This window comes from Acidobacteriota bacterium, from assembly GCA_040754075.1.
GTDB lineage: Bacteria > Acidobacteriota > Blastocatellia > UBA7656 > UBA7656 > JBFMDH01.
Genome location: JBFMDH010000011.1, coordinates 1 through 11,970 on the forward strand (window position 1 = coordinate 1; position 11,970 = coordinate 11,970).

Genomic DNA, 11,970 nt, shown 5'->3' on the forward strand with positions numbered 1-11,970 from the left:
GCTGTTGCGCTGTGCGGCATTGAACCGGATGACCCATCTGGGAATGCCCGACAGCTATGCCGTATGAAGCGTTTTCTAGTATAACCTTGTGGAAGATTGTTTCCATTTTTATTTATGCAACAAAGCCCTTCATCGTTATGAATTACTGGTTACTCAAGAGCGACCCTGAAGATTACAGTTTTGAGAATTTAATAAAAGATGGTTTCGCCGTGTGGGACGGCGTGACCAATAATCTCGCCTTGCAGAATCTTCGCAAAATCAAAAAAGGCGACCTGATTTTGATCTATCACACCGGCGACGAAAAATCGCTTGCCGGACTCGCAATCGCCGCCAGCCATCCATACCCCGACCCGAAAGCCGATAATGAAAAACTCGCGGTCATTGATCTCAAACCCAAAAAGCGAGCGAAGCGCCGGGTGACGCTTGCCGACATTAAAGCGATGCCCGAGTTTGCCGAGTTTCAACTGGCGCGCCTGCCGCGACTATCGGTGATGCCGGTTAGCGAAGTTGAATACAAACGACTGGTTGAACTCGCGGGGTTATGATTTTATTCCAGGCAAATGACACCAGAAAAATTCGCAGAAATCGTCGAAATCATTTGTAAGCGTTATCGCCTGTATACGAGGTATGGAACGCTTGCTGAAGTTGTAGCTTTTCTAGATGGGGCTGGTAATGCACTCAATGTTGGTGGACATTTACCCTTTACAAACTTTCTTAGATTCCTTGCAAAAAAATTAAATCAGCCGAGAAGTTATACACTTTGGGAATTTTTGTTGAATATCTATGGCAATGAAGAAAAAGTCTTAGAAGAATTGCCAAAGTTATACCGAAAACACATCCCGGAATGGGTAAATTCCAATTAAAAACATTCTGAATAGCTGAGTATATAATTTGCTTCTGAATTACTTTTCGCTCTTGGCGTTGGTTGATGAGCAAATTCATCGAATGAAAATTTTAGCGTGTGTTGAATCAATGATGCGCTATAATCGAAAGCACTATGACAAGGATCGAAGCAACGCAAACGATTCCGTTGATGACGGCCGAAGACGGAACCATTCGCATAACCGGTTCACGAGTGAGCCTGGATTCGATTATCCATCATTTCAAACTCGGCGCGACGGCTGAAGAGATCGCTTATAAATTTCCTGCGGTTTCCATAGCCGATATTTATGCAGTCATCGCTTATTATCTGAGCAACCGCGAAGCGATTGAAAATTACTTATCCGATCAAGAAGTTGCTGCTGCCGCCGCGCAGCAGCGCATCGAATCCAACCCCGAATATCAATCTGCAAAAGCCGAGATGCGTGAACGACTCCTTGAGCGTCGGTCAGCACACAACCAAAACAAAAAGTAAAATCGTATGTTGCAATTGCTCATTGACCAGGATTTTGACCACGACATACTGCGCGGTCTGTCACGTCGCGTTCTTAACCTTGATGTCATTACGGCGCATCAAGTCGGGCTCAGTAATGCCAGCGACCTTGAGTTATTGGAATATGCCGCGAGTGAAAATCGGCTGCTCTTGACGCATGACCTAAAGACCATGCCGGAACACGCGGCAACCCGCCTTGCGGAAAACCAACCGATGACCGGCATTATCGTTGTGCCGAGAAGCTTAACGATTAACCAGGCGATTGATGAACTCGAAATCATTGCGCTTTGTAGCGAAACTGCTGAATGGCATAAGCGAATCTGCATATTGCCGCTATAAGGCAACGGCGATGAATTCAGAAAAATCACGCAATCAGTTTCAGTATCGCCAAGACTAATGCCGTTTGAAAAAGATTGCCTATCGCGCGTCATATCATTAAGCTTTTCTATAAAGGTTCCCCCGTGCTGTAAGAACCCATTTACACGACAGGAGAACACATGAAGAAAAAAACCTTTTTACTGACTCATCTGACTATCGCCATCGGCTTTGTAACCTTGACCGCTTTTTACCCGCAACCGGGAAATGCCAGTAACGCAGTGGCGACGAGCGCCGCCAAGGAAACTTATACCGGAAACCTTATCTATTTTGGCGGCACACGCGGTACGACGACGGCGATCTTTACTTTAACGGTTGACAGTTACACGCCCGATAGCGAAGTCGTCGGCATCACCGGCGCGTTGAAAGATGGCGGGCAGGACGCTTTGTTGAAAGCCCTGCGCAAACAAAAACGCGGCACGCTGCAAATCAATTCGGGTATCGGACTCGACATCAATGCCATCTGGATGACGACCGATGCCGAAGGCGAACGCCAGATCACCGCTTTGGCTGAACGCTGGATTGGCGTCTTTGAAGCGCGACGCGGTTCGCGGTCGCTTGATTATCCCTTCACCTACATCGAACTGTTCATTGACACCAAGGGCAAAGGCGATGGTGGGTTGATTCCCGCCGCCAAAGTTCGTTACCTCGGCGAAAAAACCATCGAGGTCGAAAATTTCGGCATCTATCCGGCAAGACTCACGAACGTCAAGTTAAAAAGCTAAGACTGAAAATGACGAATTTAAAAGATGACGCAGAATAAGTTGATGGTTCGAGTTTCCAATTTATTTTGCGTCATTTTATTGCTTTGAAAAAATTGTGAACCAATTGAACCGAGGGTGCGTATCCACACTTCACGCTCGAATATCCGCCCTGACTAATCACCATTGCGTTTGGCTTTGCTTGCCGAATGAAAGCGTCCTGAGCCAAGATGCGGTTTGATGAATACCGAAAAACGATGCGAGTTATGTGAACGCGCGGTCAGTGAACTGACGCAGCATCATCTGATTCCGCGCGCCGAACATAAACTCAAAAAGAAACGCGAAGACAAAACGCCGGAAGAACTGAATCGCGTGATTGGGATTTGCGCGCCTTGCCACAAAAACCTTCACGCGGCGCTAACCGAACGCGAATTGGCTGATGAATTCAATACCATTGACCGCTTGTTAAGCTTTCCGGCGATTGCAAAATTCACCCGTTGGGTTCGCAAACAAGCCGACGCGCCAATTCGCGTGAGAAGCTCGAAAGAAAAACACGAAAGAAAGAAATTTAATAATTTATGAGCAAAACCAAAGAACTAAAGAATGCGCATAACTGGAAGCATCTGGCTCGCTGGCATGGCGACGGCTACTACGAACTGCACACCGAAGACACCGGCAAGGTGCCAGTGAGATTGTTTCTCACGCCGAACCTGCTTGCCGATGCCGAAGCGACGCTCTATCGGCAAATCGTCAACGCCACGCGCTTTCCGGGAACCAAACTCGTGGTCATCACCCCCGATACGCATTACGGTTACGGCGTGCCGGTCGGTTGCGTGTTGCTCACGGATGCCAACGAAGGCGCAATCGCTATGGGTCCGGTGGGCTATGACATTGGCTGCGGAATGGTCAGCGCGAAATCTGAGGTTGAGGCTGAAGCGGCGACGCCGGATAAACGATTGGAATTCAATCGCGCGGTGATGCGTCGCGTGAGTTTAGGCGCGGGCGGCAAAAGCGTGCGCCTGAAAAATCTCGACGGCAAGGAGTTCGATCACTTGATTCGCGGCGGGGCAGAATACTATGTCGAAAAATATGGCGCGGCATTTGATCGTTCACGCGCCGAGCGTCACCGTATGCCGGTTGATGACGATTGGACGCCGCCGCTTGGCGGCAAAGGTCAACCCGAACGCGGCATTCAGCAACTCGGTTCTCTCGGTGGCGGTAACCACTTCATCGAGTTGCAACGCGCCGAAGAGACCGGAACGCTTTTCGTGCAGGCGCATACCGGCTCACGCGGTTGGGGACACGGCCTGGCGACCAACTATTTTGAGATGGCGCGCCTGGAAAAACCCGAGGTCATTAGCGATATTGACCTCGGATACTTCACGCCCGAATCGGCGCATTATCGCAGCTATTTGAATGCCGTAGCATCGGGCGGAAATTTCGCCATCATCAATCGCCTGATTCTTTTTGAACAGGTTGCCGAAGCTTTCAAAGAAGTCTTTGGCGCGGCGTTGGAATTGATTTATGAAATCTCGCACAACCTGGTGCAGAAAGAGTGGCACCCGGAATTCGGCGATGTGTGGGTGCATCGCAAAGGCGCAACGCGAGCTTTTCCTGCCGGGCATCCGGCGCTTGCCGGCACGATGTGGGCGAGCGCCGGGCATCCGGTGTTGATCCCCGGCTCGAATAAAGATTTCAGTTACATTTTGCGTCCGCAGGCTCAAGCAGTAAACAGCGCTTATTCCGTGAATCACGGCGCGGGACGAAGAATGTCGCGCGCCGCGGCGGCAAAAACCTTGAATCAACGCCAGATTGATGACGAATATCGCAAAGCGGGAATTTTAGTCAATGCCGACGGGCGCGTGCCGATTGATGAATCGGGCGTGTGTTACAAATCCGCTGAAGAAGTGGTCGCGGCAGTCGTGGGTGCCGGGCTTGCGAAAATCGAATATACGCTGTGGCCTCTGGCATCTTTGAAAGGCACGGACGGCGCGCGTCCGAAAAAATCAAAGCGCCGCGGCAAACCGCATTCGAGCAAGCACTATTAAAGAAACGAGGAACGATGAAGTCGGAACGATGAACAGAAGATGGATAAAAGGGTTCACATTTTTCAGAGTTTCAACTTCAAAGTTCAGAGTGTAGGGATGAAAGCAACGGCGATGAAATCTTCATTGCGGTTTTGCGATACAGCGCTCTACAGCCAAACAGGTAAGCGTGCTGCAAACGCGCTGGGTTCAACTCCCTGACTGGCTCTCTCTTTTGAAGTCAGCTTTCGGGCAACAGAATACGGCTTTGCAGGTTTAAACCTCCGCCAACCCTCTGTGACTTTTTGAGGGAGAGCCTTTGACTAATGAGGTTGTGATGTTAATGAATTTAATTTTGATAATTGGCGCAGTGATGCTGGCGTTGATACTCACGGCATGGCTTGCGAGTCTTTTTAAGCGCACCGTCGTGTTTGAATTTGAAAGAGGCTTGCGCTACAAAAACGGCAAGTTTATCGACGTCCTGTCGCCAGGTCGTTATGCACATACGTATCGCACAGTGATTCAAAAACTGGATGTGCGATTGCGTATGGTGACGGTCGCCGGGCAAGAAGTGTTAAGCGCCGATGGCATCAACATTCGCCTGAGTTTGGTGGCGCAATATGAAATTGCCGATGTCAATATCGCTTACAACAAAGTGGCGAATTTTCAAGAATCGCTTTACATCCAGTTGCAATCGGCGCTCAGAAGTATCGTCGGCGAACTCAGGATTGATGAATTGCTTGAGCAAAGAAAGGCGATTGATGCGAAGTTGTTTGAACTGAGCGAAGCGCATATCGCGCAACTCGGTTTAAAACTGGTCGCGGTCAACGTTCGTGACATTATGTTTGCGGGCGAATTCAAAAAAATGTTCGCGCAAGTCACGCAAGCGCGTCAGGAAGGTTTGGCGGCGCTTGAGCGCGCGCGCGGCGAAACGGCTGCGCTTCGCAACCTTGCCAACGCTGCGAAATTGTTGGAAGACCATCCGGCATTGCTGCAACTCAAATTGCTGCAAGCCATCAGCGACTCTTCAAACAACACGATAGTTTTCGGATTGCCGGCGGATTCGCCACTTCGCTTGCTTGGTAAAGAAGTTTAATCAAGGCGTCTATGTCTATCAGGCATTCACGCCTTCGATTGTTGCGTCGGCATCAACTAGCTACGCAACCCTCGTCAATCCGGTTTACAGATAGTTTAAAAATTTAAGTTGACTAATCTATTTGCGAAACTCGACCCAGTGGCTCAAATATTAAGCAATAATCTCAACGCAAGGCGAACGGTTTGATATTCTTTATCGCCTTGATTAGGCTAACGGCTAGTGAGGAGAAAATCATGACCGATATTGGAGAAATGATTGTCAGTCAACCAGACCTAAGAGGCGGCAGACCTTGCATTGCCGGAACCGCCATAACCGTTCATCGTATCGTGACCTGGTATAAACAAGGCTTCACGCCTGAGCAGATTGCTGATGAGTATGAACACTTGAACCTCGCGCAAGTCTACGCGGCGCTGGCTTACTATCACGCCAATCAAGCCGAGATTGAAGCGCAACTGGCTGCCGAAGATGCAGAGGTCGAACGCCTTGAGCAAGAACATTATCAAGAACCGAAAATCGCATGAGCCAGATTCGCCTCTACCTCGATGAAGACGCGGGGTCGCGCTCACTCGCCAGAGAATTTCGCGCGCGCGGCATAGATGTCACAACAGCAGCAAGCGAGGGGATGCTAGGCAAATCGGATGAAGAGCAAGTCGAATTCGCTAAGGCACAAGGGCGCGTTATCTACACCTTTAATGTCTCTGACTTCTACAAAATTCACGCCGACTGCATACAGCAAGGCAAGACTCACGCGGGAATGATTCTGGTTCATCAAAAGCGTTTCAGTTTAGGAGAACAGTTACGCCGGACTTTGAAATTGATCGCCAAACTTTCTGCTGAAGATATGCAGACTCGCGCAGAGTTTTTGAGCGCCTGGGGTTAAGCAATCAAAAGATTATCTCCCTTTCAAATCGAAGCCAATGGCTAGCTTTCGTTGCCACAAAGCGGCAGAGAGAAAATATGCGAAAAATATTTGCCAATTATGACGGAGAAGGCGTCTATGTCTATCAGGCATTCACGCCTTCGACTGTTGCGTCGGCGCTTAGACGCGGCACCTTCGATAGAGGATTCAATCTTGAACGCATGACGTGGATTAAACCGTCGTTTGGCTGGATGCTGTATCGTTCCGGTTACGCTTCAAAACATAATCAGGAAGCGATTTTGAAAATCAAGCTCACGCACGCCGGCTTTCTGGAAATTTTGCGCCAATCGGTTGAAACTTCGTTCAACCCGCGCATCTATTCATCCGAATCCGATTGGACACTGGCGCTCAAACACAGCGAGGTGCGCCATCAATGGGACCCCGAGCGCAATTTACGTCTGCAAAAATTAGACCGTCGCGCCATTCAAATCGGCATTCGCGGCGCGACCGTCAAACGCTACGTGAATGACTGGATTATCTCTCTTGAAGAAGTCACCCAACTCGCAAAAGCGCTTCATCAGGCAATACGCCAACAGCAAACCGACTTACCCGTCGCGCCGATTGAAATCGAGTATCCGGTAAGCGCCGAACTTCAACGCTCACTTGGCATCAATCCGTAGAGCGAGCTTTCGCTAATCCGCAACTGCCGCCTTTCAAGCTTAGAGCGATTTGCGATTGCTTATACTCATCACCGCCGCATAAGCGTCGCGGTCAAAGACCGCTCCCTCAACATCTATCCCACGATGATGCAACCGTCCTGGCTGTCGATAATCGTGGTCAAAGACCGTTCCCTCAACATCCTCTCAGCAAGGCGCTCCACTCAATTGCCAAAGACCCGCTTGCCTCGCTAAAGCGGTTTGCGGGATGCTGCAAGTTAAACGCGCACTCAGAAAATTTCAGAGATAGCGGCATCAATTTGACCTGTCAATCTGCATCGCAGCGGTTCGTTCATTCATGCAATCTGACCGAATGGTCGATGCGCCTGCAACAGGTCTTCAATCGTCTTTGATTTATGATGAGCTAATCAAAATACCAATGTTTTGTCCTTTTGTACCTGTTCAGGGAACAAATCGCTCAGTTGATACAGCTCGACTCGAATCTGCTATGCACTGTTCGGCTCACCTGGAAAATGGCATAGACCTTGCTCTTATCGTAAGTTGTGCGGGTTGCCCCCTCCCCTCTCATGGCGATACCAGAGGACCAAATTCGTCACCCTTAATCTATGGGATTGTTTTAACCGTTGATTGAAAGTCGCAACCCAAACTTAAATGAGAGTTTCAACAATTGGAAGAATCGCGTTTCGCTACAACTGGCGGGTATTTAAAACTGCTTCTCGTTTTGCATAGCGGTTTCCTCTCAAGAAATGGAAGCAAGAATGACACGCATCATCCCCTTAAAACGTCTCACCCAAGCACACTGGTTGAGTGATTGGGGCAGTAAACTCACCTTTGCACTCGGCATCTCTGTCACACTCTATATCGTGTGGACAGTTGGCGGTTGGGGTGGCGAGAAACTTAAACTGTTCATTTCTTATCTTGGCTTCCTGCCGCTTGGCATCATTTCGTTCATCATTACGTTGCGCGTGTCAGTCCAGAACACGCTGCCCCCAAAAGCCCGTTGGGCATGGAGAATCATTGCCCTTGCCATTTTGCTTCGCGCCACCGGGAATTGGGTGGGGTTTTACCATGATGTAATTTTAGCCTCCAACGCGGTCTATGACTGGTCGGAAATCCCTTACATTCTCTATTACCCTGTGCTGTTGTGGGGGGTGTTGAGGTTTCCGATGAAGCAAAAGGGGCGCAAGGTCTGGTTGACCTTCGGGTTGGATGCGGCAAGCGTCATGCTTGGCATAGGCATGGTGGTGTGGTATTTCCTGCTGCAACCGATTGCCCTTGCGCCTTACCATGAAGGGTGGAATCTGATTGCCGCGCTCAGCTACCCGATTGGCGACCTCGCATTGATTTTCGCAATCACCTTCGTTTTACTCAAACAACCTGAAAATAATATTGCCGGCGCGCTCAACCTGCTCATCTGTTCGCTGTTGATTAATGCCTTTGGGGATTTGGGATTTGGCTACCTGATGTTGCGGGGCGCTTATACAGGCGGCGGCACAGTGGATGCACTCTTCATCCTGTCGTTTTATCTGATGGCGGTAAGCGCCCAGTATCAATACTGGCACATGAAATTTAAAGACAAATCGCAGCCGGTTCATCATCCCCGGCGAAGAATTTTAGCGTTGCTGCCCTACACAGGCGTGGTGTCCGGTTATGGTTTGCTGCTTGGCGTCACCTATATGACCTGGAATACCGGTCATTCCGAATCGCTGCATGTGTTAATCCTTTGTGCCATCGGTCTGACCGCGCTGGTCGTGGCGCGACAAATTATTGCGGTCAGAGAAAATGCCCGGTTGCTTACCGTTCAAACCCGCCGCCAGAACGAACTGCGTTTCAGTTCGCTGGTGCAGAACTCTTCGGATGTCATTTTCATTACCGATGAACGCATGACCATTCAATTTGTCAGTTCATCTATCGAACGCGTCTTTGGCTATCAGTCAGCCGGGTTGGTAGGAATCAATCTGCGGGAGTTGTTGCACACCGATGACCTGGAACCCACCGAAGCATTTTTTACCGAAGCGATGTCCTGTTTCGGCGTCACCTCGCCGGTTGAATGGCGCATTCAACACCAACTGGGACATTGGGTATATGTTGAAAGCATCGGCAATAATTTAATCAGCGACCCCAATGTGCAGGGCATTGTCATCAACACGCGCGATGTTACAGAGCGCAAAATGCTCGAAGAACAGTTGATTCATCAGGCGTTTCACGACCCCTTGACGAAACTCGCCAATCGCGAACTTTTCCATGACCGGGTTGAACAGGCGCTGGCGCGCGCGCAACGCAGCCGAAAACCGATTACCGTTATGTTCTTAGACCTCGATAATTTTAAGACCATCAACGACAGCATGGGACACACCGAAGGCGATTTGTTATTAAAAACCATTGCCGCGCGCTTGCAAGCCTGTCTGCGCACAGGCGACACCGCGGCGCGACTGGGCGGCGACGAATTCGCGCTGTTGCTCGAAGATTGCGCGACTGCCGCTGAAGCCATCACCATTGCCCGAAGGATTCATAAAACCGTGGAAAAACCTGTCGTGCTTCAGGGCAAAGAAGTCTTCGTAGGAATCAGCATTGGCATCACCTTGAGTTCCGTCGATGAGCAGCATGCCAATGTTTTGCTGCGCAACGCCGACACTGCCATGTACACTGCCAAGAGTCGCGGCAAGGGGCGTTATGAAATCTTTGAACCCAGCATGCATCAAGCCGCTCTCAATCGTCTGGAAATCGAAGCCGCTTTGCGCTATGCCATCGAGCGTCAGGAATTCACCCTGCTCTATCAACCGATTATCGAATTCAAATCCGGCAAAATTATCGGCACCGAAGCGCTCATTCGCTGGCATCACAAAACCCGTGGCATGGTTGCTCCGAAAGACTTCATTCCGTTAGCCGAAGAGACCGGTTTGATTGTCCCCATCGGTCAATGGGTTTTGGAACAGGCTTGCCTGCAATGCAAACGCTGGCACGACGAATTTCCCACACATCTGCCCCTCACCATCACCGTCAATCTTTCGGGCAGACAATTGCAGGAACCTGACCTTGCCCGAACGATTGCCAATGCCTTGCAAAAATCCGGTTTGCCGCCCGAAAGTTTGATTCTGGAGATGACCGAAAGCGTGATGATGCAGGATACCGAAACGACGCTCGATAAATTGAACGAGTTGAAGGCGCTCGGCATTCATCTCGCCATTGATGATTTCGGTACAGGCTATTCGTCACTGAGTTACCTGCAACGCTTTCCGATTGATATTCTCAAAATCGACCGTTCGTTCATTCACGCCATCAGCAACGGCGCGGATGAATCGGCACTGGTGCAAGCCATCATCACGCTGGGACAAACTCTGCGTCTTAGAATCGTTGCCGAAGGCATAGAGTTTTGTGAACAGATAAAAACCTTGCAGGATTTAGGCTGTGAATTGGGACAGGGCTTTCATTTTTCCAAACCTTTATCGGCTCATGCCATTGCCTGCTACCTGGAAACGCTGCGACATCAATCCGGTTTCATCCCATCGTTTGAATTACTCGCTTTGAATGAAACCGAGCCAGACATCATCCGCGACCAAGTCCACTAGAGCGAACTGCAAAACCATTTACCAAGGTTAAACAAAACATTCAATGAATCGCCGTCAAAAACCGCTCTCTCAACCGGCTTTCAGCCATCGCAAACCGCTCTCAATTTTACGGAGCCTTTTTAAATAATCGTTCGTATCATCTCGTCTATGATTATTCTGGATGGTTCATATGGCGAAGGCGGCGGGCAAATTCTGCGTACAGCGCTGGCGCTTTCGTTGATTACCGGAAAAGCTTTTCGCATCGAAAAAATTCGCGCCCGGCGAAAAAATCCCGGCTTGCTCAAACAACATTTGACTTCCGTGTCGGCTGCGGCAACCGTTGGCGACGCCGAATTGAACGGCGCAACCTTAGGCTCTCAATATCTCACCTTTACGCCACGCGCCATTAAAGCCGGCGAATACACCTTCGCGATTGGCACAGCCGGAAGCGCCATGCTGGTTTTGCAAACCATTTTGCCTGCGCTGCTCACAACCGATGCGCCAAGCCTCATTACACTTGAAGGCGGCACCCATAATCCGTTTGCGCCGCCCTTTGATTTTCTCGCGAAAACTTTTTTGCCGGTTGTCAGTCGTATGGGCGCAAAGGTTTCTGCGCGCCTCGAACGCTACGGTTTTTATCCTGCGGGCGGCGGCAAAGCGCAGTTTGAAATCCACCCGTGCACACACCTTGCACGGCTTGAACTGACCAGGCGCAGCGAATCGCCCATTAAACGCGCCCGCGCTATCGTTGCCAACCTGCCGCGTCACATTGCCGAACGCGAACTCGATGTCGTGCGTCGCAAACTCGATTTAGACCGCGACCAGCTTTTTGTTGAAGAGACCGCGAACGCCAACGGGCAAGGCAATATCTTGATGATTGAAATCGAGAGCAAAAATATCACAGAGATTTTCACGGCGTTTGGCGAGCGCGGCATCCGCGCCGAAGATGTCGCCAGGAAAGCGGTCAACGAAACGCGAAATTATTTGCAAAGCGATGCGGCAGTTGGTGAACATCTTGCCGACCAGTTGTTGTTGCCGATGGCAATCGGCAGCGGCGGCAGATTTACCGCCAGCGAAATCTCGCTGCACACGAAGACCAATATCGAAGTCATCAAACAATTTCTCAATGTTGAAATTCAGGTAGTGGAGATCAATAAACATTGCTGGCAGGTTGAAGTGATAAATTGATGCGAGCGGTTGAGAAAGCGGTCTTTGACCGCGATTCACCGAGTGACACGGTCAGAGACTATTGACTGAAGTTGAGCAAGCGGTCTTTGACCGCGTCTTCAATCAATGGTTTGGCAAGCGACTCTAATCA

Annotated in this window: 13 protein-coding genes; all 13 read left to right on the forward strand. The window is 50.0% G+C overall.

Translation table 11 applies throughout. The features are described from left to right. Positions 1–137 precede the first annotated feature (137 nt). Complete coding sequence (locus AB1757_13430; protein MEW6128036.1) at positions 138–545, forward strand: EVE domain-containing protein; 408 nt, start codon at positions 138–140, stop codon at positions 543–545. Between the two features lie 15 nt (positions 546–560). Next, complete coding sequence (locus AB1757_13435) at positions 561–863, forward strand: hypothetical protein (GenBank protein ID MEW6128037.1); 303 nt, start codon at positions 561–563, stop codon at positions 861–863. Between the two features lie 134 nt (positions 864–997). Beyond that, positions 998–1,354, forward strand: coding sequence for a DUF433 domain-containing protein (locus tag AB1757_13440; protein ID MEW6128038.1), 357 nt, complete (start codon positions 998–1,000; stop codon positions 1,352–1,354). 6 nt (positions 1,355–1,360) lie between these two features. Beyond that, positions 1,361–1,711 carry a DUF5615 family PIN-like protein gene (locus tag AB1757_13445; GenBank protein MEW6128039.1) on the forward strand — a complete coding sequence of 117 codons (351 nt, stop codon included), beginning with the start codon at positions 1,361–1,363 and terminating at the stop codon, positions 1,709–1,711. A 158-nt stretch (positions 1,712–1,869) separates the two neighbouring features. Next, a complete protein-coding gene (locus tag AB1757_13450; GenBank protein MEW6128040.1) occupies positions 1,870–2,472 on the forward strand; it encodes a hypothetical protein in 603 nt (200 codons plus the stop codon). A gap of 216 nt (positions 2,473–2,688) precedes the next feature. Continuing rightward, positions 2,689–3,030, forward strand: a complete 342-nt coding sequence (locus AB1757_13455) for a hypothetical protein (protein MEW6128041.1) — start codon at positions 2,689–2,691, stop codon at positions 3,028–3,030. Continuing rightward, complete coding sequence (locus AB1757_13460; protein MEW6128042.1) at positions 3,027–4,496, forward strand: RtcB family protein; 1,470 nt, start codon at positions 3,027–3,029, stop codon at positions 4,494–4,496. The genes AB1757_13455 and AB1757_13460 overlap by 4 nt, the downstream gene beginning before the upstream one ends. A 295-nt stretch (positions 4,497–4,791) precedes the next feature. Then, on the forward strand, positions 4,792–5,568 hold the full coding sequence (locus tag AB1757_13465) for a slipin family protein (GenBank protein MEW6128043.1): 777 nt from the start codon (positions 4,792–4,794) through the stop codon (positions 5,566–5,568). Between the two features lie 230 nt (positions 5,569–5,798). After that, entirely contained in the window at positions 5,799–6,089 is a 291-nt protein-coding gene (locus tag AB1757_13470; GenBank protein ID MEW6128044.1) for a DUF433 domain-containing protein, read from the forward strand. Then, positions 6,086–6,448, forward strand: a complete 363-nt coding sequence (locus AB1757_13475; protein MEW6128045.1) for a DUF5615 family PIN-like protein — start codon at positions 6,086–6,088, stop codon at positions 6,446–6,448. The genes AB1757_13470 and AB1757_13475 overlap by 4 nt, the downstream gene beginning before the upstream one ends. A gap of 77 nt (positions 6,449–6,525) precedes the next feature. Next, complete coding sequence (locus AB1757_13480) at positions 6,526–7,107, forward strand: DUF4291 domain-containing protein (protein MEW6128046.1); 582 nt, start codon at positions 6,526–6,528, stop codon at positions 7,105–7,107. Between the two features lie 755 nt (positions 7,108–7,862). Next, complete coding sequence (locus tag AB1757_13485; GenBank protein ID MEW6128047.1) at positions 7,863–10,673, forward strand: EAL domain-containing protein; 2,811 nt, start codon at positions 7,863–7,865, stop codon at positions 10,671–10,673. A gap of 147 nt (positions 10,674–10,820) precedes the next feature. Further along, complete coding sequence (gene rtcA, locus AB1757_13490; GenBank protein MEW6128048.1) at positions 10,821–11,840, forward strand: RNA 3'-terminal phosphate cyclase; 1,020 nt, start codon at positions 10,821–10,823, stop codon at positions 11,838–11,840. Positions 11,841–11,970 lie beyond the last annotated feature (130 nt).